This is a genomic window from Alloacidobacterium dinghuense (assembly GCF_014274465.1).
GTDB lineage: Bacteria > Acidobacteriota > Terriglobia > Terriglobales > Acidobacteriaceae > Alloacidobacterium > Alloacidobacterium dinghuense.
Map to the genome: position 1 here is coordinate 4,886,388 of NZ_CP060394.1, position 20,847 is coordinate 4,907,234.

The window sequence follows — 20,847 nt, forward strand, 5'->3', positions numbered from 1 at the left end:
GAGAAGGAGTCCTCCCACCGACTGAAGGAGCTATAAAACAAAAAACATGGCCGTAGGTGGGGTGATACTATGCAGCGCGAAAGGAGACCCACGTGTCTCAGAAAGTCCTACTGCTAATGGTGCTGCTTGTTTCTCTCCTGATTTCCCCTCTCGCCAGCGCCGCTCAGGAGAACACCGATCGGCTCGATCCTATGGATGTCTTCCGCGTTCAAGTTGCATCTGATCCGCGAATCTCTCCCGACGGAAAGCGGGTTGTCTACATCCGCCAATCGGCGGACATATCCTCTGATCATCGGGTCTCCAACCTGTGGGTCGTCAATTTCGACGGCTCCGAACATCGGCCTCTGACTACCGGCACTTATAACGACTCTTCACCGCGCTGGTCGCCTGACGGCACCCGCGTCGCTTTTGTTTCAGACCGCGACGGTAAGTCCCAACTCTATGTCAGATGGATGGATTCCGGACAGACTGCCAAGCTCACCGACCTTGAAAATGGTCCTGAGGGCATTTCGTGGTCTCCGGATGGCAAGCAGATCACCTTCACGTCGCTCGTCTCCGCCACTCCCCCGAAGATTGCCACGCTTCCCTCTGCGCCAGAAGGTGCCAAGTGGGCGGATGCACCGAAGGTCTATGAGGATCTCATCTATCGCTTCAATGGTCCTGGATATCTCAAGCCAGGCTATTCGCAGGTTTTCGTTGTGGCTGCCGACGGTGGTGCACCGCGTCAATTAACCACTGGCAATTTCCCGCATGGGCCGGGTGCAGGGGAATTTGGCGGCTCTTATCCGACCTGGGCTCCCGATGGAAAATCGCTCATCTTTTCGATGAATGGCACGGCGAACTACGAGTACGAGCCTCTCCACACAGAGCTTTTCGAGATCCGCGTCGCAGACGGATCGCTCACGCAGCTTACGCATCGTAACGGTCCCAATGACGAGCCGGAAATCTCCCTCGACGGCAAACTCATCGCCTACACAGGTTTCGATGATCGCTACCAGGGCCATCAGACCACCTATCTATATGTCGCTAACCGCGACGGCAGCAATCCTCACGCGGTGACTTCCAAACTCGACCGCGACGTGTCGGCTCCTCATTGGGCTGGGGACGGCAAAGGCATCTTCTTCATCTATACGGATCAGGGCGACACGAAACTCGCCTACCTGCCACTCGATGGTTCACCCAAGGTCCTTGCCGGACACCTCAACGCGGGCGGGGACTATAGCGTTGCCAAGAGTGGCTCCTTCACGATGCGATACGATGATCCGTCGGATCCCGGCGATGTAGGGGTTGGCTCTCTTGCCAATCCCAAACTCAACGTCCTGACTTCACTCAATCGGGAACTGTTCACAGCCAAGAAACTCGGCACCGTGGAAGAACTCTGGTACGACTCGTCTCTCGACCAACGGAAAATCGAAGGCTGGGTCATCAAGCCCTCGGATTTCGACCCTTCGAAGAAGTATCCCCTCATACTGCAAATTCACGGCGGTCCATTTTCCAACTATGGCGATCGTTTCGACCTCAACGCGCAAATCTGGGCGGCCAAGGGTTACGTGATTCTCTACACCAATCCACGCGGCAGCACCAGCTACGGCGAAGAGTTCGCCAATCTTATCCACCACGCCTATCCCGGCAACGATTTCCAGGACCTCGACTCGGGCGTCGATGCAATTCTCGCCAAGGGTTATATCGACAAAGACAACCTGTTCGTCACGGGCGGCTCGGGCGGAGGTGTACTTACCTGCTGGATGATCGACCACACGGACCGCTTTCGCGCTGCCGCGAGTCTCTATCCAGTGATCAACTGGTATAGCTGGGTCTTGACCTCCGATCTGCCTGCCTTTGGGGCAAAGTACTGGTTCGCAGGCAATCCTTGGGATAACACGGACGACTATATGAAGCGCTCGGTTATTTCTCTCGTGAAGAACGTGAAGACCCCGACCCTGTTAATGACCGGTGAAGACGACTTTCGCACTCCCATTTCCGAAGCCGAGCAATACTACGCTGCTCTTAAACTACTCAAAGTTGAATCAGTTCTTGTCCGGTTTCCAGGCGAACCCCACGGTCTCAGTCGCCGCCCGAGCCACCAGGTCGCCAAGGTGGTTTATACCCTCAACTGGTTCGACGCGCACCGTAAGAAACCCTGACGGGCCTTGGCGAGAACGAGGGTGACCAGCATCGATAACCGGGGTATGCCGGGTAACAAAGGGTGGGCCGTCCGAACACAAATAAATAAGGGCAGTCGAGCGTGCGTATAACTTGTGCGTCTAGCTGTTAAGGGGGCTTCTTAAATGCGAGGTTATGACCTTCCAGGCATGGCGTCCAAGTTAATTGGCCCTGATTCAGCAGTCCTAGCGTTGACCATGCTTTTGCTTCAAGTCTCGAAACATCGAAAATGGTTCTTCGTTTTCCTGAATGATGGGCACAAAAGGAATCATGTAATCCGGTATCGTAGCCTGCAACTCTAGCGGGCTAGACTTTGGGTTGGTGATATCGGCAATGATGAATCGGCTTAAGCCAGCAAGTGTTTTAAGGCGACGAGAAATTGTGCTGGCACCCTGAGTAGCTTGATATTACCCTTCCGACATGCGCTCCATTGTTGTTTTGTTTGCTTTGGTTACTCTGGGCTCTTTTGTGTCAGGTTATCCGCAAGTGCACCAAGAGGCTCCCGCGAATTCATTTGGCAAAGAATCACTCGTTATAGAACACTCCGAAACGACCATCCGGATGCATGCGGACGGAACAGGGGAGCAGGTTGTACATGCAATGCTGCGCATTCAGTCGCAGGGCGCAGCGCAGCAGTTCGGCGTGCTGTCATTTAGCTATGCCTCGGCGTCTGAAACACCGCATATCACTCTAGTGTGCGTCCATAAGCCCGATGGAAGCACCGTGGATACACCACCAGACAGTGCCATCGAAATGTCGGCTGAGGTCACGCGAGAAGCTCCACTCTATAGCGACCTTAAGGAGAAGCATCTTCCCGTTCGTTCGCTTTCGGTGGGCGATATATTGGAGTACGAGGTTCACACCTCGATTGACAAACCGGAGGCGCCGGGGCAGTTTTGGGGTGCCCATCATTTCACCGCTCCCGGGTCGGTAATTGTGCTCTCGGAGGTTCTCAACCTCGAGGTACCCAAGGACAAGTACGTCCAAGTTTGGAGCCCCAATCATAAGCCGACGATCGCGGAACGGGACACTGTTCGAACGTACAGTTGGAGTATGGCGCAACTCGTTCCCGCGCCCAAATCCTCACAGGAGGACGACTCAGCTAAGGCGCAGACCCCGAAAGACCCAGACGAAGATGCCGATGGACGCAAGCTGCCTTCAGTAGCCTGGACCACATTTCACACCTGGGCAGAAGTTGGTGAATGGTACCAATCCCTGGCCGCACAGCGAGCCCAGCCCACCGAAACTCTGAGATCGCGAGCGAACGAGATTGCGAAAGATGCAAAGACGCCTGACGAACAGATCCGCGCCATCTATGAGTTCGTAAGTTCCAGGTATCGGTATGTTGGTATTGACTTTGGAGTCGGACGCTATCGACCCCACGAGGCCACGGAGGTGCTGGCGAACCAGTATGGCGACTGCAAGGACAAAGACACTCTTCTTGAGGCACTGCTGCGATCAAAAGGGTTCACAACGGCACCTGCCCTGATCGGAGCCGGGATCGCCCTTGTCCCCGACGTGCCGTCTCCGGCTCTGTTCAACCATGTGATCACTACCGTCGATCTTCCCGAGGGTCGCATCTGGCTGGACAGCACGCCAGGAGTAGCTCCTTATCGTTATCTCTCCGCCGTAATACGCGATCAGAAGGCTCTCGTTATTCCTAGGACTGGGCCCGCTGTGCTTGAATCGACGCCAGCAACTGCGCCGTATCCATTCACAGAGCGCTTTGAAGCAGTCGGAAACCTGGATGCGGTTGGCAAGGTCACATCGAAAATTTCAGCAACATACCATGACGACTCCGAGTTGTGGGTTCGCGGCATGGCGCGAAATATGGCTCCGGCAGAGTGGGACAAGGCATCACAATATATCTCCTCCGCAACCGGATTCAGCGGCACTACCAGTGATTCGCAATTCAAGAACATCGACGATCCCATCTCCCCGATCGTTCTCACGTACGACTATCAACGTCATCCGTTCGGGGACTGGGATAATCGCCGCATCGTTCCTTTGTTTCCAGCGCTGGAGTTTCCGTCATTGGATAGCAACACGACGACTCCTACAGAGGACATCAATCTCGGTGCACCGAGGACAATGCTGGCGGTCACCCATATCAGTTTGCCGGAGGGCTATCGCACTGACCTCCCCGACCCTATTCACGTGAAAACCGACTTCGCAACCTTCGACAAAACCTATCGATTCGATGGGAAGGAAATCGTAGCCGAGCGAACAATCACCGTTCTCAAGGAGAAAGTCGCTAAATCAGACTGGAAAGCCTATCAACAATTCACCAAGGACATTAGTCTCGAAGGAGAACCCTGGATCCAATTAATCCAGCCGACAAAGAGCATCGCTATCCAGGCTGAAAAATCAGGGCCTAACGAAAAGGGTATTCCCACACCAATAACAAACGGTCAAAGCGTAACCATACACCTTAACTCAGACACAAAAGCTGAATCGACGAAGCCCACGGATGCTTCTGCCAATGCGTCGGCTGGAGAACTGATGCAGAAGGCATCAGAGCAATTGCGTTCAGGAGACTGGCCCGCTGCGAAGGCCACCCTTGATTTGGTGAAAACAAAGAACCCCGATCAGGAATACCTATGGGGCATGCTCGGCGTCATTGCCGAGATGCAGCGCAATTACGATGAAGCGAAGGTTGATTTCAAGAAGGAACTAGCCAAGCATCCCGAAAACGTCAATGCGGTTGGTGCCTTGGCCGGCGCTGAAAAGAGGGGAGGTGATTCCATTGCGGCCCAGCATACTCTTCAGACCTACCTAGACCAGCATCCTGAGGACTTGCGTCTTTCGCTTCTGCTCGCCTCCTACCAGTTGGGTTCCGAGAACTATGATGCCGCTCTTAAAACGCTTCAATCTGCGGCGGAGCAACATCCCGACGACCGATCCGTGCGCCTTCAACTCAGTAACACGCTACTCCACTTAAATCGCGATGATGAGGCCGCAGCTTCCGCGAAGAGCGTACTAGACGGCACCGATGACCCTGGATTGCTGAACGATGCTGCATACACCCTTGCTGAAACTGGCCACGACTTGGAGTATGCCGAACAGATGTCACGCAAGAGCGTCAACATGTTGGAAGAGAAGAGCGCAACTATAACCACTGCCGAGGCCAACAGCAAGACATTCGCGAGTGCAAATCTACTGATTGCTTCGTGGGATACGTTGGGCTGGATTCTCTTCCGAGAGGGAAAATTGCAAGAGGCAAAGCCGTATCTGACGGCAGCGTGGCGAGACAGCCTGCGTGCAGAAGTGGGCGATCATGTGGGCCAACTTTATGAAGCGATGCACAATCCGAACGAAGCCTGTGCAGCTTACCGGCTTGCAGATGCGGCATCGAACTCAACCACGCCATCTGAGGTGCGCAAACACATCCATGACGGCTTTACACGGCTGGAGGCTTCAGGAGCAAAACCCGGGCCGAAGAACGGAACAGATGAACTGCAAAAGTCGCGTACATATAAGCTACTTCACACGGGAAATTTGAGTGGATGGGGAACATTCCGCTTGGAAGTTGCCCAGGATGGAGTTATCGAATCACAGCAGATGTCCGGCGAGCAGAAGATCGCCCAAATAAGCGGCGAGATCAACAAGATGAAGTTTCCTGAACTGATTCCAACCGATTCCAAGGCACACCTTTTGCGAAGCGCAGTCGTGAGTTGTTCACAAATCTCAGGCTGTGAAATGGTATTAGTACCAGACGGCGGGCTGCACACCGAGCAACAATAATTGGGTCGTTTGATGTGGTCGTCTTCTTGGCTTACGGCTGATATCCCTCTTCCTGCCACTGGACGAACAGTGCTAGTTGGGCCGCTGTCCAATAGGGTCCGCCGGGCGGCATAGACGGCGGCTCACCACTGTGAGGCGAGACAGTGGCGAGCACACTATTAGCGTTATCAGGATTCGACATGTAGGCATAATCGTCCAATTCCACGCCGAACGACTTCATGTGCGAAATGTCGATGTCACGAAACAACGGCTTGATGTCGGCTGCGAATGAAACCTGTGGCATTACTTTCTCCTTGCAATTTCTGGCAATCATCTTAGAGGTAAATCCCTTCGTTAGACGATAGTGCGCTCGCCAACCGGAAGCACTGGTCAAGAAGGGGTGCGCCAGACGGCTCTCCAAGTGATTGATTTTGTGTGAGCGCAAGGGGAGCAGTAAGGGCAGTCAAAAACCTAAAGATTTCTGACCAAAAGCGATGCCGAACCTAATTCGGCATCGACCGGCAAAATGCGGCGTTCGGAGATAGAACGCCGCACCTTTATCCGACGATGTGAACGGCTATTGAGCATTGAATCGGCGACTTCATCAGAAAAGCAATTCTCCCCACCTCGTAGATGTGGCTAACCGTAGATGTGGCTAACTGCACGCCTTAGGTCTAGCGGCCACCGGAATGCGCTACTGGGCCGAGTTCGCGTTCGCTCTCCAGTGCTTTCTTGTCCAGTTTGCTCGTGATCATCGTCCCATACTGAATTGACTGCAGAAGATGTGTCTGGCCAACTAGATCGAATTTCAAAGCGATCTTATACTCCAGCGGACTGGGCGAGCCGGGACCGATAATGCTGGTGAAGCTCTGCGACGACTCCTTTGAAGCCAGCGTCACGAAACCGTCCCTGTTGTCGCGACGAATTGAGTAGTCACCAGCAGGAAAGGTCTTGCCAGCGACCTCGAAGCCAAAGGGAACCTTGATACCAGTTGTTTCCGCTATCGCAGGGCTTGCAGCTAAGGTGGCAACCATGATCACGGCGGGCGCTATAGCGATACGATGAAGTATGGATTGCATGGACTTCAAGCTCCTTTGGAAACTACATTACGGAAATTCAGATTGGATGTCGTGAAGTTCCCGTCTAGAATCTGTCGAAATTAAGGCACTTCCAGCAGGGGCGCGGATCAGCGCTATCGAAAAGAAAAAATGGGCCAGAACAGAAGAAATCGGCGAGCGGTGATCCCTCGTTGCTGAGATCGCCGATACGACTAAACAAACGCATAATGAACGCATCCGACCTCGGTTGACAAAACCAGTGCGTGGGATGAAAGTCTTCTGCATGAAACGACGATCGTTTCTCTGGTCGTCTGCCGCGCTCGTGGGCGTGGGCACCCTCCGCTTGTTAAACCACGACTTGTATATATCGCTGGGCTCGCCGAGTCTATACATAGTATTGAGGGTCTCAACGATGCCTTGGTTGAAATCGACGCTCAGGATGGGGGAGGTGTAGACGAGCATTTTGCGCCTATTTGCGTGGGCGAAGACATGCGACGGCACTGTCTCGCGAATAGCAACCAAGAGACGCAGACAACCCCGGAGGCACCTGTGACATCGGCCTATGGCTCTCACGAAGGAAACAGGTATCCAGCATAAACGCACACCAAAATGGCGTGTTTACTCAGACCGACTAACGCAATATGGCATCCCACTATTTGGCGAGTGGTGTAAAGTCGGATGTCTTGACGTACGGCTTTCCGAGGGGGACGCATCGCCGGAGAGCAATGGGCAAGAGCTTCGCAACAATTTGACCCTTCTCATTTGCGTTGGAGTAGCCGTGAATCAACAGATACTCTTCGTATCAAGGGATGAGCACGTCATCCTTACTCGATTTTGCTGCGAAACTCTCAGAGGCGCGGGATATCGCACAACATGTGCGGAAAGCTTGGGACGTGCTGTCAGCCTAGCCCTTTCCTTGGAACCCGATCTGGTCATTCTGGAGCAATCGTACTCGGAACATGAGCGAGCCGCATTCATCGAATGCCTGCTTGAGAGTTATCCCGACATCTGTGTTCTATATCTCCAATATGGAGAGGCTCAGCCGTCTCTGCTTCTCAAAGCGTGCAATGCTATCTTCTCGGGACAACATGGTTGCCGAAGCATTTATTCGATTCAGGAATTTGCTTCCAAATCTGCCTGACTCAGTCGTCTAATAATGCGATTTTTGATCTTCGGTGTTTTGCGGTTCCGGGCTTTGCTTTAGGGGTGATTAGGCAGAAGGCTGTCGCTGTCATCAGATAGTGCTCGTGGCAAATAAGGAGCGCCAGATTTTGGGCAGAAGTCCTGCTGCAAGCAGAAATGGGGATTGGTAATTCCAGTGGACAGAGAAAGAAAGCTACCCGAATTTATACAAAAACGGAGGGAATCAAGGAGACGCTTGGAAGTAACTTGGGGGGAGAGATGGAGTCGATCGCCAGCATCGGACTTCATTATCCAAACCCACGGCCACGAGTTTTGGAAACGCTTCCTTGATGAACTGAAGTGCATTATTAGTGCTCTGCACGAAATCGATTTCACAGGCTCGATCAGTACATTCGGCGAAGGTATCGCGCGGATTACGTTGGGCGATGACAGGTTGGAGGGTGTGTCTACACGAACCGATCTGATCTTGGACGGTGAACGCATTCGCTGCAGTGTCTTGAATAACGGCATTTTTTACCTAAATTTTATTGCTTTCTCCGATAACAAGCTATTCGTTCAGGATATTCAGAAAGATGTTGATCCGATGGATGCTTGGACGACTGCCGAGCAGGTGGTAGATCGTATGTTGAACATCATCGAATGGACCCGTGGTTAGCGAGCCTGGAACGGCACGATTTGCAACGATCATGTTCTCGGCTTGAACGTATAGGCGACCTCGGTCTCAACTTCAGTCGGAACATTCCCAACAGTGAATGGAGTGTAAATCCACTTGTACACTGCCTCGGCGACCATTCCTTGATACATGCTTGATCCGCTTAACGGTCGGACACTCTTAACATGTCCATCACTCCCTACGATGACGTCCGCAATGACTCGTCCGTCCCAGCCACTCGGATTGGCCAATGCCGCATATCCGGGCTCGACGCGCTTGATGATTCTTGCACTCATTATGCTGTAAGGAACCATCGGCCTCGGAGGCGGTGCGACAGCAGCAGTGGCTGGAGGATGAAAATCTGCGTCGTTGACCACGGCGAGTTCCTCCAGCGTGTCAACGTGAATTTTCACGTAGAGTTTATCGAACATAGTGACCGAGACATCACGCGCAACGAAACGATGGTGGAAGATGACTATTTCGTTCATCAGAGTGTCGCCGCTGAGTTCTGAATAAGTCCCACCCCAACCGCTGGTGTAGCGCAATATCGGCTTGTCGTGATCGAAGCAGAATGTCGGGGTAGTCGCTCCTGAGTTTGGGGTTTCAGACATCGTTGAGCGAAACGCTACACAGTGAAGATTTGCTCCGCCCATATTGCGGTCGTAGGCTTGTGGCGTTTCCTTCTGCAGGAAGTCATCGTTCGGGAGTGGATGAAATAGTTTTTTGACAATCAATCGCTCGGGACCCGAAGCCCATTGCATGTCGCCCGTCCTAAACAAACCCTTATCTGTCGTGTAATCAATTTGAGAAAAGGACTTGCTCGCAAAGCTCTGCTTGTATTTTCGGCTGTCGGCAAAGAAGACTTCGTAGACTCCGTCTTCCGACTTCTTTCCATCAGAAGCGAACACCTGATAGGTCGCCTTAAGATGCCAGGGCTGCGCATCGCCACCAACGATCCCATTCGTTTTACGTGCAAGTTTCATGAGTTCCACGGGGTCGCTCGGCATGGTAGGGGATGGCGACGGAGTGGGCGATACAGGGGTGGTCTGTGAAACCGCGACAGCATCGGCAACAAGTGGGACAAATAGACCGCTCAGAAAGACGAGGAAGCCCGATTTGAGAATGGTGTTTGACAAACGACCTATTGCATTTCGCTTCTGATAGGGCATGACATGACACACCTTGAGGAGGGGTTCCCGGCGTGTGGCTCTACTGCCGCTCAGCGCGTGGATTATCCGCTCATTCGCATGTAAGAGGCAACGAATTTCGAGTACTCCGCGATGTGACTAAAGCTTTTGGATAAGTACATAGGTCCATTGCCCCTTGGATTGCATGAGTTATCTTGACTCGCGCAGCCAGGTTGTTATGTCAGCTTACGTGGCTGAACCATCTGGAAAGCCTGAGTTGACTGGTAATCAAGTTCTCATGCTTCAAAGTGGTGTAAGCTCCTATCGCCTAGCTAGTTAAAGGAGCATGGTTTTCAACCACTTTTCCTATTTGCTGAAGACCGCGCGAATCACAACGGCAAGACCAACGAAAACAGAAGAGAGGTATCCACGTGATAATTTCCTCGTCCACTAGGCGGGAAGTCGTTTTTCTAATTCTCCTAACGGGCTGCCTTCTGTTGATTGCTTCCGAACAGCGAGCCCCCGCCCAGCAACAACCTTTTCCCTTCTTGCAACCGGATTTTTCGCAAAGACTTTATTCAACAGTACTGCTGCCGACTGGCGAAATTGATGGAGGAATCGCTTTCGCCCCGAACGACGATTTGTGGGTGGATTCCTGCAACGTGGGGGCGTTGTTCAAATTCTTAGCTTTACTACAACCGTGGTGGACGGCTCGCCAGTTCACCCCCAGGCGACTGGGAGTCCAATAGCCAGTAATGTCGGTTGCGGTCTTACCAATCATCCAGATGGGACTCTCTATGCGAATGGCAACGGGGTCGTCAATGTCGATGCAACTACTGGGGCTCAGTTGCGGGCGGCGTTTGGTCCCCAAGGCAATGGCTTGGGAATCGCTGTTGATCCCAGACAGACAACCTTGTGTACGTGGGTGGCGCAGGAGGAAGCTGTTTCGGGAGTCCACCCTGTGTCATAGTAAGCGTCAATCCGGTAACTACAGCATCCAGTACTTTTGCTCAACTCGACCCGGCGGTGGCCACCTTCATCGACGGCATATTTTTTGACCCTTCTGGCAACTTCCTCTTTATGGCGGTTCGTACGCCAGCGCCGACGCTCACTATCCTGAATAGGAGTGGTGCGGTCATACGGCAGATTCCCATTCCCGGATTTCCTGACGGTGTGGCTTTTCACCTCGACCCTGATTTCGTCGTTACAAATAATAACGACGGAACAATATTCAGATTCGATTTTCCCGACAATGATTTCACAAAAACGCCAGTCCAGACTGTCCTAGCCAGCGGAGGCTTTCGTGGGGATCTTACGCAGGTAGGAGCGGACAGTTGTCTCTATGCGGCCCAAAACGGAACCCGATTCGCAGACGGCACTGTATCTGCGGCAAACAGCGTAGTTCGGATCTGTCCTAATTTTGTGCCACCGCCGGGCGTAAGCGTGCCTTTTGCCGAGTTTGAGATTCGAGATTTGGACATCCGACGCGCTTTTGATGGCGACGACGATCGCGATGACAGACGGGGCTTCACCCTCACCGGGGAGTTTAAGCAAGGTGCTAAGAGTACGGGAATAGATCCTGTCCATCAAGTTGTGACGTTGAACGTGGGTAATTTTCCAGCGCTCATTCCCGCTGGCTCGTTCCGTGAGGAAGGATTCCGCCACTTTGTCTTTCGGGGCAATATCGACGGTGTCTACCTGGACTTCCACATCACGGAACATCACGGCGATCGCGACGATAGGGATCACAAGAATCCTGAATACTCATTCGCAGTAAAGGCCAGGGGCGTAGACTTGACTTCCCTGACCAGCCCAGTCGCTGTGAGTCTGAGCATCGGTCAAAACACGGGTATGACCGAGGTCAGAAGATGAGAACGAGATGATTCCTTCGCACTTCCCCGAAGTGGCAGCGAAGCGATTCTAAGCGGCTTTCTCGCCTGTCGGATCAAAGAGTTAGGAGGGCGTCCGCGATTCGCGCAAAGCAAAACGCTGCTCTGGACTACAATCGTAGCCATGACGATTCGTGGAGATTCGAAACGACTCACAAAGAAGTTGAACGAACGTAAAGCGGTTAAGTTGCGGGCGCTCGCTATGTGGTCAGGCTCCGGCGAACGTGTTCCCTACAGCCCCGAGTGGGCGGTTGAGCCTTCCGATAACAGCCACAACGCGACGAGCCCGGTGCCGAGCTTTGGGAGTCACAGCCCATTGGGATCAGGCGAGTGGATCGCTCCGTGGAATGCTCGCTGGAGCGTACCGACGAAGTGACGCAATCAATAGATGAGCGCATGGGAAGGTCTCTACCAAGGTTGATCTGGAAGGTGCCGTTTTGGGCGTGTTCTGCGTGTGCGTGGAAAAAGCGGCCATCAAAGCCTTCGACAGGTCGTATGCTCATGCCGGAAGCGCCGAACGAAATTGCCGGTGCGTTTCTGGATCACAGATGTGCCAGATACCCGCGTGAGGCGCGTAAGAAAGAAGTGGTCCCAGTAGAAGTGCTCGTTGTGAATCCTGATAAAAAAATAGGGCGACTTTAGAGCCGCCCACATCTGCGTTTTTTTTGGTTTCACGAGCGTCCGTTTGTACGCTTGTTAGGTGCAGAATACATCAGGTTCTGCGAAACAGTGCTGTGACAAAAACTTTGCTACTTACATTGTAGGCCATGCTCTTTGAGATGCTCACAGTAGGCACCCCACGCTGATTGCGCTTCCTGTAGCGACTGCACAAGCCAGCCCGACACCTCTCGCTGTCGTTCCTCATAGTTAGCGTCGCCCTTTTTCCGAAGCAAATAAAGAGCTGTGTCCATCGCTGTCACATGACGGCGCATAGCAATCGATGTCGCATTCAACCATGTTTCACAACCGGCGCAAATACGTATAGGAAGCATGCCTGAGAGGATATCGCGTGTGTCCATCCTTTTCGCCTCAGGATCAGCCTAAGTCTCTATCACATCGCGGAGCCATCCTGCTTTTGCCTTACGTCGATTTCGCTTTTGCAGCGATCCACTGTCGTCTTTACATTTTTGTCGCCAATGGGGCTCTCTTCACGGCAAACTTCCGTATTGTCGGACACTCGTTCCAGGGAAGCGATTTCCCTTGGCAACTTCTTCCTATTGAACCGTCGATGATGCACTCGGCGTGATCTAAGTGCTTCATCTTAGAAGAGATAAAAGATCCACCATCAAAACTTTGGACCGACGGGGAAGTCGCGACCGATTCTCGCGTTAAAGCGGTCTTTGATGTATTCTAGCGCGAGGTTTTGAAGCTTCGAGGAGAGGATTCCGGATGACGCCCGATCGTTCTTTACAGTGTGATGTTGAGAGGCTGGCAGAGAAAGACCAGCACGGGAATCAAGTGACCATGGTCAGGTGTCATGGCAGCCTCGTTAGCGAGACGGCGAGTGAGATCGAAGATGTGGTCAAGCCGCTTATCGCTTCCGGTGGCCGCACCGTTGTCGACCTTGCTGATGTGAATTACATGGATAGCTTCGGCCTCGGAGCACTGGTTATTCTCAAGGTATCTGCAATCAAGCGAGGCTTATCCATCCTGGAATTCGCCAACATGACACCTCGCGTGCTCGAACTGCTGCGCCTCACCCATCTGACGCAGATGTTCACATCGTAGTAATGGATAACCTCTTCTTGCTTCTTGGCAGCGTTCTGACTGAGTGGTCGGCAATATGGAAGTCTCACCGCTCCGTATCTAACGTCTGTTAGTGCAGAAGTGTGGGTGCGGCTTGGTGTGGCTCAGTTGCAGAAAGATCAAGGCAGTGTTGGAGAAATTCACGGTGGAAGCCGCGTCGCGCGGTCAAACACTGCTGCTTTAGCAGTTCACCGATGGAAGCGATAGTAAACTCGCCCACAGGAACTGCATCTCCAAGGATAAATCCGAATGGTGTAAGTACGTACAGTTCTAACAATCCGCGTCGGTGCCGTCGCTCTAACGGAATATCGCAATATCTACATTTCATGTGGCTCCATTACTTCGCAGCCTGCTTCGCCTTCGCCCACCGTTTCCGCTGCGCGTCCGCAATCTTCTTTTTAGCTTCTGCGCTCAGAGTTCGACGCTTCGTTTCTGTCTTTGGAGTGAGATCGCCATTCGAACGCTTGAGCAGCGTCACGATCTGGTTCAAACGAGCGATTTCTTTCTCAAGTTCTGCAACGATATCTCGTATGTCCATACGCTGCCTCCGCACGAGCGGAACTCTCCATCGCATCGGGTAACCATCCTGCTTTTGTCTTACTTCGATTTCGCTCTTGGCTGCGACCCCCTCTCGTCTTTACACTCTTTCGGCAATGAGCGAACTGAACAACATACAGATTGGCGATTGGTTGATGATTGCCAGCACGATTAAGGGTTCCAGCTACTTACTCCAGCAAGTGACCTCGACCACCAGCGGGCTCGTGCGAACGCTGAACTACACGTTCCGCAGGGACGGACGCTCATTTTCCGTCAAACAGAAGAGCGTGACCGCACGGCTGGCGCAATCGCATGAGATCGAGCGATGGCTGTCTAGTCGGAAGAAGCAAGAGACGCAGCAGCGAATGGAGCCGACTGAAGACCTGGCTCGGCATCTCGCGTCGGTGAGCGCAGAAGAGTGGGCACGGTTGGGTGTAGCTCAGTTGAAGAAGATCAGGGCAGCGTTGGAGAAGTCATGAGCCTGTAGCTCACAGAGTAAAGCTCCGAATCATCACTGGGGCGGCTTATCCACCATGAACGAGGTGCGAGTCATGGGATGTTTGCAAACTTACATAATCTGCGAATGCCTGAGGATCCATAGGTATGCACAACTTCGTGCCGTCAATGAAGTTGACTTCGCATCCGGGCTTTCCAGCGATGTTGGCTCTATTGATGACTGTTATCGCATCCGGATTGAACCACTGATCAAGTTCGCCAGCCTTCAAGATTCTGGGCATCTATTCATTCTCCTCTGGGGAGCAGTTTACAACGGAGGACCGAGCAACTCAGTTGGTAGGTTCCACCTTTCGCGCCGCCCGACTGAACACCCGCGTGTACATCTCGTAGGCCATCTCTATACTCTCGTCGATTGCCTGACTCGTTGGCACCAGGTGCGCTTTTGTACGAGCTTGCCGTCATTCGCCAAATTGTTACCGACGGACGCGGAGCAACAGCAAACTCTGATCGTCCTGTTGCGCCCCATGCGACTTTACCTCTTGCATGACCAATTCCCAAATCTGCGACAGCGGTTGAACTGCATGTTGGCGAAGCAGTCGCTCCAGTCGTGCCAGGCCAAACTCTTCGTCTTGCTCGTTGACTACTTCCGTAATGCCATCTGTGAACAGCAAGAACAGATCACCCGGAAAATAATTGATGCGCTGGCTCGCATAAGATCCACCCGGAATCAGTCCCAATGGGAACTGTTCTGAGGAGAGCCGAGTCGTGTCGCCGTGTTGATGACGATAATGCAAGATAGGAAGATGCCCCGCCAAGGCGTACTCGGCTTCAGACGAGTTGTTGAAGTAGAGCAAGGCAAGGGTGGCATACATGTCCGCTGTCTTGACGGCAGGCAGCACGCGGTCTGCGCTTTCAAGCAACGTGGAGGGTTGTTGATGGAACTGGCAAGATGCCCGAAGAACAGCCTTTAGCATCCCCATGAGTTGGCCAGCAGCAAGCCCGTGTCCTGAAATATCGGCGACATAGGCGATCACACTTCCATCGTCATTCTCGATTAAGTCGATCAAATCTCCACCCATCTCGGTACTGGGTATTGATTTGCCGAACACCTCAAATCTTGAGGTCGGGACATAAATATCTGGCACCAATGTGGCTTGAATGCCGTGAGCGACGGACAGTTCGGTCTGCATCCGCACATTGGCCAAACCTTCGTTGGTCACGAAGGACAAGAGCAATCGAAAACCGAAACCTCCGGCGATCAAGATGCCGATCGCATCAAACAGCACTCGTGATTTCAATGCCTGCGGGATTGGCCGTGGCGAGGCAAGGAGCGAGATCGGGTAGGTCAGCCAGCCCAGTCCCATCCAGCCAAGACCCGACAGCCCTCCTGCGAGCCACGGTACGAGGATGACAATAAAGATGAGAAAGACGGGACGAACTCGTTTGATCGAGGATATGAGAGCGCCCACTGCCGCCGCACCAAATAAAACCGGCCAGAACAAACCTCGACCCAGTGGCCGGATATTAAGTTGTGCAAGATCGGCAGCGAAACCAGCTACGGCGGTAACAAAGAACGTTCCAGCGAGCAGGCTTTTCATGCGCCGTAGAGGTAACGCCCGCCAATAAGGATTCGAAGCACTGGGGAATGCGGAGCTTAGAGTCTCTTGCCACTTTTGAAGCGTTTTTCTCATAGACCCGCTCTCGCACTGAAGTGGTAGGAATGGAATATATCTGGCATGTCGGCGTCTACTCTCCCCTTTGCGTCGCCGTCAATTCCAGCGACAGCCAGGTAGTGTCCTAATTCTCTTTCACCGCGCGAGACCCAAAACGTCGCCTCCGTGCAACGGCGATGAGAATCAACAGAAAGAATGCTGGGAACAGAGCGACGTACCTGTCGCGGAGGGTGAAGATGTGCGTGAGGGTCGCGCCTGCCATCGTGCAAGCTAACAAGGCTGCGGCAATCGCCGAGGTTCGAGGAATCAACAGTAAGACCGCACAAATTACTTCGAGACTACCTGTAAAATAACGGAACCATTGGCCGATTCCGATCTTTGCGAACGTTTCTATCCAGAAGATTTCATGCGGACTGAATTTGCTTGCGCCGAAATATAGGAATGCCAGAGCCAAGAGGCATTGCAGTATCCAAAGTGTGAGGTTCAAGACTCGGTCCCAGTCGGCTTTCACGGTACCTCTTGAAGGCGGTACAGGCAATTGTCGCACCAGACGAGAGCCCCCACATGAAGCAAATTAGGACACTATCGACAGCCGTGCCGCGTCTTAAAGACCATCCCATCACAAGTCGATAGTTGATTGTTAAACCGATAGCCCGCCTGTCATGGCTACATTTGTCAGAAGGCGGACGCGAGCCACCAGCTCTTTCAGGAATTCATCGGGCATGCTCCACGCGGCGAAATGCCCAACCCCGTCGAAGGCTATGCACTCTTTGTGAGGAGCCTGATTCCTCGAAGTACCCCTTTGGCTAGAGAAGCTGTTCTGGCAAGAAGGGATCGAAGCAACGGTGAGAAGTAACGAGGGGAGTGAACTTCAACCACCTGTCGGCGGCTTGTTGGGTTGACGATTCCTCTTCACCTTCGCTCATCGTTTCCGTATCTCCACTCAAATAGGTGCTTGAATCGTTCGGTCGAACTCGACAAGGATGCTTCGCAGCCTCCGCAATTCAATTGGATGGTACTTATTCAGATATCGCAGAACACGTGGATTGCCCAACAACCATCGCGCATAGCGGCAGCAAACCGTGAGTCTGACCTGTGCGGCGCATAGATTCTGAGGGGGCGACCCCGAAAGACGCAGCAGGTGCTCTCTCCGAGTGCGGTACCACATCCGCCAGCATTCACCACCGTCTTCACGTACCGATTTCATGCCCATCTCTCGCTTCCTCATATAGTGATTGGAGATATCTGGGAATCGTCGTCAACGATTCTGCCTCTAGCAAGGTGATGAAGTTTTCGTCATGGAAAAGATGCAGGAAAATCGCATTCACTGCTGCAAGGTTCTTTGCGACCGATTCAGCGCGTTCAGGCAACGCCTTCGTGTTCCTGACACGAAGGGTCTCCAACTTAACCTCTGTCTTCGCCCGTTTCCTATACTGCTTTCTCATGCGTCACCCCGGATAGAAAAACAACCGAACGATTCGATAAAAGATTGCAGATCATTGCAGCGATATAACTCCAGGATCGGGTCGTTATCCTTCTCCCGGACACTCCAGGCTCCATGCAATTGAGAGACTGCGGGGATCACGAAGTAATCCAAGATCGAACGCGATGGGGGCATGAGCCGCGCTACGATCATCACATCCGCTGCTGCTCGTTTCCCAAGCAACAGCCTCCATAACGTATTCAATTTATGTCGCACCCATCCCTTGCATACGGACACATGTACCGTGACGCTACCGTTCAGGCGCACCATGTGTGGCAATGGCAATTTCTCTGCGGTTCCCCCAACAGCGCGAACACCTGCACACAGGCTCTCGCAGATTCCTTTGCTGATATTCCGCGACATTCGAATGGCATGAATGTAATCGTAGTCCTTGGGAAGCGGGTATCCGATCAGCCGGTACGCTTCATCTATGCCGCCGAAATGATTGTTGTAGGCCACGGCAGAGGGAATATCCTTAGCCGCGTTAATCAGATTGGAGTTCAGTCGGCCCTCGCGCTTCCAGAGGCGGCGTAGATCGTTAAGCATCTCTGCGTCCACGAGCGTTTTAATTTCCTTCCTGATGCGTTCTCCGGCCTGATTCCATTGCTTCTCCGAGACAATGGCAGGGAAAGCATGTTCCCGAACGACCCATTTCTCTCGCGGCATACGCCTCGATTGGTGACACCGGTACTCCCACTTGCCATAGGCATAGGCTCCCTTGTACACGGGATCGATTAACAGATCACGCAACATCTGAATCGTCCACGGCGTGCCACCGCGAAACCTCTTTGCCTTATTCAGAATCTCCACACTCTCATGACGGCTCTTGCCCCGCGTCGCGTAAAGGTCGAAAGCAAGCCGGATCGTTTTGACGGCCTGAGATGGCCCCGGTACCAGTGTCACCCGGTCCGTGCTGATGCTCTTCCATTCTCCGTCTTTCAGCAGTCCCTTCGGCCTTTTGTCTTGATCGACAAGCTGCCGCATCAGCCCGAATGGGGCATATCCGCCTTGCCAAAATCCCATCGAGGCAAGGCGACGTTGACCGGCAGAGACCTTTACCGACAACTCTCGGCTGAATTCGCTGGCCATCGTGCGCTTCAGAGCTTTGAGAAGATTCGACGTTGGGCTGTTGTCGTTTTCGAATAGTTCGGCGCAGTATTGCACCTTGACGCCTGCGCGTTTACACAGATATTCGTAATGGGCTGATTCGTCCGAATCTGGGAATCGTCCCCACCGGCTTACGTCATAGACCAGAACGTCGGTGAAGTCGGCCCCGCCAGATTCGACTGCCCGGATGAGATCCTGTAAACCCTTACGCTGTCGTATCGTCATCCCCGTTTTGCCCCGATCCACAAACGATCGGATAATACCGAGGTTGTGGGCAGCAGCGTAGAGGGCAATGGCTGCCGATTGATTCTCAATCGAATACTGCTGATGTTCGGTACTCATCCGCATGTATTGGGCAGCGCGGCGCATGGAGGATACGTCACGGCTTTTCTTCGATCGCGGGTTCACAGCAATATGGATCATTGGGGATGACTCGCCGCACACCGAATTTACGGAACCGATCTTGGGGTTCCATTGTCTACCTGTTTACCTTGTGTAGGCAAAACCTCGCATCGACCTTTCAATTCGATTGCAGTTGCGTCCCACCGAATACGACACACATAGTAGACAGGAGAATGCATCTTTTCCTGGAGAATGTCCGGATGACTATGAAATGGCCCACGGAGTTGCTGCTGGTTCGTCACGCCGAGTCGGCATACAACAAACTGAAGCAGCAGAAGGAGGCCGACCCGGATTATCGTTGGTTCCGAGACCTGTTCGAGAACGATCGTTCAAATCCAGAAATCCAGCCCTTAGCCCAAATGCTTCAAAATCGTCATTCCCTCGGATGCAGCGACCGCGAGACTCGAATTACTCCGAAAGGAGAAGAGCAAGCCAGCATAACTGGGCAAAAAATGCGGGCGTCCGGCGTGAAGTGTCCGGATGTCATTTTCGTCTCACCTTACCTTCGCACGCAGGAAACCCTGCGCATCCTGCAGGAAGAATGGCCCGGTTTGCAAGAGGCAAAAGTTTATCGTGAGGAGCGAATCCGAGAACAAGATCATGGGCTGGCGCTTCTTTACAGCGACTGGCGGATCTACCATGTGATGCACCCGGAACAGGGTGAACTGTACAACCTGCTCGGCGAGTATGACTACCGCTTCATGAACGGAGAGAATATTCCCGATGTTCGTCAGCGGAACCTTTCCTGGATCACTACGCTCACCCGCGATTTCGCGGGAAAGCGGTTATGGCGATCACACATCATTTGACGATCCTGGCTACGCAGGCGAATTTCGAAAGGCTGAGTCCAGAGCAGTTTCTTCACCTGGATGAGCACGAGAAGCCGGTGAACTGCGGGGTCACCCGTTACGTCGGAAATCCTGATCTGGGGAGTCAGGGCAAGTTGGAACTGCACGAATACAATCGGCAGTACTACTGAGAACGCAATCAGGGGATCGAGGATCGCCAAAGTAACTGGCATGCCTCCATCCCGGCAATTACTCTCACTTCTTTCGGCTTGCCTTCTTGATAAGGGTGGCAGCCTTCTTAGCATCACCATCGTTTGCGAAACCGATGACCGCTGAATATTTTCTGCCAATGGCTTGGGCAACAAAAAAGCTGAGGTCCACACCAGCCTCCGCAATCGCCTGTGCAATCTTGTGTGCCATGCCTGGCTTATTATCGCCTTCGACGAGAAGCGTCGGGATCGATGAGGCGACGAGGCCCGTTTCTGTAGCAGCAGCCGTTTACTTTTTTCCCAGAGAGCGGATAGATTTCAACAGCTGCAATGGCCTCATTGCCGGGAAGCCGGTAGCCCAAACGCTGGCGTGGATCTTTACAGCTTGGGGCTATGACGCTACGGCTGAGTACAGCGGCGAGGCTGCGCTCATGACCTCAGCAAAGTCACAGCCAGACTTAGCCGTGATCGATATGTTTTTGACGGACATAAATGGGGTCGAGTGCGCGAATCAGGTGCGACGTCGGTATCCAGAATGTCGCATCATTCTCCTTCATACGATTGCAGATCCCCACTGATCGAAGACGCGCGGCTACTCGGTTACGAAGCGCTACAAAAGCCAGTCAATCCAGAGACTCTCCTTGGAACAGTGGCCAAGTTGTTGAATGCGACCTAAAAGGGTTGGCACACT

Annotated in this window: 19 protein-coding genes; 10 read left to right on the plus strand and 9 right to left on the minus strand. The window is 53.0% G+C overall.

The genetic code is table 11. The features are described from left to right. Positions 1–92: 92 nt before the first annotated feature. On the plus strand, positions 93–2,144 hold the full coding sequence (locus tag H7849_RS20365) for an alpha/beta hydrolase family protein (protein WP_222439696.1): 2,052 nt from the start codon (positions 93–95) through the stop codon (positions 2,142–2,144). Positions 2,145–2,724: 580 nt separating this feature from the next. After that, on the plus strand, positions 2,725–5,907 hold the full coding sequence (locus H7849_RS20370) for a DUF3857 domain-containing protein (RefSeq protein ID WP_285288972.1): 3,183 nt from the start codon (positions 2,725–2,727) through the stop codon (positions 5,905–5,907). A gap of 31 nt (positions 5,908–5,938) precedes the next feature. Here the strand turns inward: H7849_RS20370 and H7849_RS20375 are convergent, their stop codons facing one another. Both H7849_RS20375 and H7849_RS20380 read right to left on the minus strand, forming a co-directional pair. Beyond that, the gene (locus H7849_RS20375) at positions 5,939–6,190 is read right to left on the minus strand and encodes a hypothetical protein (RefSeq protein ID WP_186742020.1); all 252 of its coding nucleotides are present in this window, start codon (positions 6,188–6,190) and stop codon (positions 5,939–5,941) included. A gap of 370 nt (positions 6,191–6,560) precedes the next feature. After that, entirely contained in the window at positions 6,561–6,965 is a 405-nt protein-coding gene (locus H7849_RS20380) for a hypothetical protein (RefSeq protein WP_186742022.1), read from the minus strand. 1,357 nt (positions 6,966–8,322) lie between these two features. On the opposite strand from H7849_RS20380, the gene H7849_RS20385 reads away from it, so the two are divergent. Further along, positions 8,323–8,742: a hypothetical protein gene (locus H7849_RS20385; protein ID WP_186742024.1), complete on the plus strand. Its 420-nt coding sequence runs from the start codon at positions 8,323–8,325 to the stop codon at positions 8,740–8,742. A 29-nt stretch (positions 8,743–8,771) separates the two neighbouring features. On the opposite strand, the gene H7849_RS20390 is transcribed toward H7849_RS20385, so the two are convergent. Continuing rightward, on the minus strand, positions 8,772–9,908 hold the full coding sequence (locus H7849_RS20390) for an energy transducer TonB (protein ID WP_186742025.1): 1,137 nt from the start codon (positions 9,906–9,908) through the stop codon (positions 8,772–8,774). 1,038 nt (positions 9,909–10,946) lie between these two features. On the opposite strand from H7849_RS20390, the gene H7849_RS20395 reads away from it, so the two are divergent. The 3 genes from H7849_RS20395 to H7849_RS20405 all read left to right on the plus strand — a co-directional run bounded on the left by H7849_RS20395 (position 10,947) and on the right by H7849_RS20405 (position 13,483). Next, positions 10,947–11,738 carry a hypothetical protein gene (locus H7849_RS20395; protein WP_186742027.1) on the plus strand — a complete coding sequence of 264 codons (792 nt, stop codon included), beginning with the start codon at positions 10,947–10,949 and terminating at the stop codon, positions 11,736–11,738. Between the two features lie 141 nt (positions 11,739–11,879). Further along, positions 11,880–12,131, plus strand: a complete 252-nt coding sequence (locus H7849_RS20400) for a hypothetical protein (RefSeq protein WP_186742029.1) — start codon at positions 11,880–11,882, stop codon at positions 12,129–12,131. Between the two features lie 1,013 nt (positions 12,132–13,144). Beyond that, positions 13,145–13,483, plus strand: a complete 339-nt coding sequence (locus H7849_RS20405) for an STAS domain-containing protein (RefSeq protein ID WP_186742031.1) — start codon at positions 13,145–13,147, stop codon at positions 13,481–13,483. Positions 13,484–13,838: 355 nt separating this feature from the next. Here the strand turns inward: H7849_RS20405 and H7849_RS20410 are convergent, their stop codons facing one another. After that, positions 13,839–14,039 (minus strand): hypothetical protein, encoded by a 201-nt coding sequence (locus H7849_RS20410; RefSeq protein ID WP_186742033.1) that lies wholly within the window; start codon positions 14,037–14,039, stop codon positions 13,839–13,841. Between the two features lie 115 nt (positions 14,040–14,154). Between H7849_RS20410 and H7849_RS20415 the strand changes: the two genes are divergently transcribed. Next, positions 14,155–14,517 carry a hypothetical protein gene (locus H7849_RS20415; RefSeq protein ID WP_186742035.1) on the plus strand — a complete coding sequence of 121 codons (363 nt, stop codon included), beginning with the start codon at positions 14,155–14,157 and terminating at the stop codon, positions 14,515–14,517. A gap of 45 nt (positions 14,518–14,562) precedes the next feature. Here H7849_RS20415 and H7849_RS20420 read toward each other — a convergent pair whose 3' ends face one another. The 4 genes from H7849_RS20420 to H7849_RS20435 all read right to left on the minus strand — a co-directional run bounded on the left by H7849_RS20420 (position 14,563) and on the right by H7849_RS20435 (position 19,180). Next, positions 14,563–14,775, minus strand: coding sequence for a hypothetical protein (locus tag H7849_RS20420; protein WP_186742037.1), 213 nt, complete (start codon positions 14,773–14,775; stop codon positions 14,563–14,565). Between the two features lie 192 nt (positions 14,776–14,967). Continuing rightward, positions 14,968–16,092: a PP2C family protein-serine/threonine phosphatase gene (locus H7849_RS20425; RefSeq protein WP_186742039.1), complete on the minus strand. Its 1,125-nt coding sequence runs from the start codon at positions 16,090–16,092 to the stop codon at positions 14,968–14,970. 199 nt (positions 16,093–16,291) lie between these two features. Continuing rightward, positions 16,292–16,714 carry a DoxX family protein gene (locus H7849_RS27605; protein WP_432756506.1) on the minus strand — a complete coding sequence of 141 codons (423 nt, stop codon included), beginning with the start codon at positions 16,712–16,714 and terminating at the stop codon, positions 16,292–16,294. An 894-nt stretch (positions 16,715–17,608) separates the two neighbouring features. Further along, on the minus strand, positions 17,609–19,180 hold the full coding sequence (locus H7849_RS20435) for a recombinase family protein (protein WP_186742043.1): 1,572 nt from the start codon (positions 19,178–19,180) through the stop codon (positions 17,609–17,611). A gap of 152 nt (positions 19,181–19,332) precedes the next feature. Between H7849_RS20435 and H7849_RS20440 the strand changes: the two genes are divergently transcribed. Further along, positions 19,333–19,968 (plus strand): histidine phosphatase family protein, encoded by a 636-nt coding sequence (locus tag H7849_RS20440; protein ID WP_186742045.1) that lies wholly within the window; start codon positions 19,333–19,335, stop codon positions 19,966–19,968. Then, a complete protein-coding gene (locus H7849_RS20445; protein WP_186742047.1) occupies positions 19,947–20,138 on the plus strand; it encodes a hypothetical protein in 192 nt (63 codons plus the stop codon). Before H7849_RS20440 ends, H7849_RS20445 begins: the two co-directional genes overlap by 22 nt. A gap of 64 nt (positions 20,139–20,202) precedes the next feature. On the opposite strand, the gene H7849_RS20450 is transcribed toward H7849_RS20445, so the two are convergent. After that, positions 20,203–20,367 carry a hypothetical protein gene (locus tag H7849_RS20450; RefSeq protein ID WP_186742049.1) on the minus strand — a complete coding sequence of 55 codons (165 nt, stop codon included), beginning with the start codon at positions 20,365–20,367 and terminating at the stop codon, positions 20,203–20,205. On the opposite strand from H7849_RS20450, the gene H7849_RS20455 reads away from it, so the two are divergent. Then, positions 20,366–20,734 (plus strand): response regulator, encoded by a 369-nt coding sequence (locus H7849_RS20455; RefSeq protein ID WP_186742051.1) that lies wholly within the window; start codon positions 20,366–20,368, stop codon positions 20,732–20,734. The genes H7849_RS20450 and H7849_RS20455 overlap by 2 nt on opposite strands. Positions 20,735–20,847 lie beyond the last annotated feature (113 nt).

Coding starts and splice junctions, on each gene's coding strand:
- H7849_RS20370 (WP_285288972.1), top strand. CDS start 2,725: ATGCATGCGGACGGAACAGGGGAGCAGGTTGTACATGCAATGCTGCGC.
- H7849_RS20375 (WP_186742020.1), bottom strand. CDS start 6,190: ATGCCACAGGTTTCATTCGCAGCCGACATCAAGCCGTTGTTTCGTGAC.
- H7849_RS20380 (WP_186742022.1), bottom strand. CDS start 6,965: ATGCAATCCATACTTCATCGTATCGCTATAGCGCCCGCCGTGATCATG.
- H7849_RS20390 (WP_186742025.1), bottom strand. CDS start 9,908: ATGCCCTATCAGAAGCGAAATGCAATAGGTCGTTTGTCAAACACCATT.
- H7849_RS20395 (WP_186742027.1), top strand. CDS start 10,947: ATGGCGGTTCGTACGCCAGCGCCGACGCTCACTATCCTGAATAGGAGT.
- H7849_RS20400 (WP_186742029.1), top strand. CDS start 11,880: ATGACGATTCGTGGAGATTCGAAACGACTCACAAAGAAGTTGAACGAA.
- H7849_RS20405 (WP_186742031.1), top strand. CDS start 13,145: ATGACGCCCGATCGTTCTTTACAGTGTGATGTTGAGAGGCTGGCAGAG.
- H7849_RS20410 (WP_186742033.1), bottom strand. CDS start 14,039: ATGGACATACGAGATATCGTTGCAGAACTTGAGAAAGAAATCGCTCGT.
- H7849_RS20415 (WP_186742035.1), top strand. CDS start 14,155: ATGAGCGAACTGAACAACATACAGATTGGCGATTGGTTGATGATTGCC.
- H7849_RS20420 (WP_186742037.1), bottom strand. CDS start 14,775: ATGCCCAGAATCTTGAAGGCTGGCGAACTTGATCAGTGGTTCAATCCG.
- H7849_RS20425 (WP_186742039.1), bottom strand. CDS start 16,092: ATGAAAAGCCTGCTCGCTGGAACGTTCTTTGTTACCGCCGTAGCTGGT.
- H7849_RS20435 (WP_186742043.1), bottom strand. CDS start 19,180: ATGATCCATATTGCTGTGAACCCGCGATCGAAGAAAAGCCGTGACGTA.
- H7849_RS20440 (WP_186742045.1), top strand. CDS start 19,333: ATGCATCTTTTCCTGGAGAATGTCCGGATGACTATGAAATGGCCCACG.
- H7849_RS20445 (WP_186742047.1), top strand. CDS start 19,947: ATGGCGATCACACATCATTTGACGATCCTGGCTACGCAGGCGAATTTC.
- H7849_RS20455 (WP_186742051.1), top strand. CDS start 20,366: ATGCCTGGCTTATTATCGCCTTCGACGAGAAGCGTCGGGATCGATGAG.
- H7849_RS20450 (WP_186742049.1), bottom strand. CDS start 20,367: ATGGCACACAAGATTGCACAGGCGATTGCGGAGGCTGGTGTGGACCTC.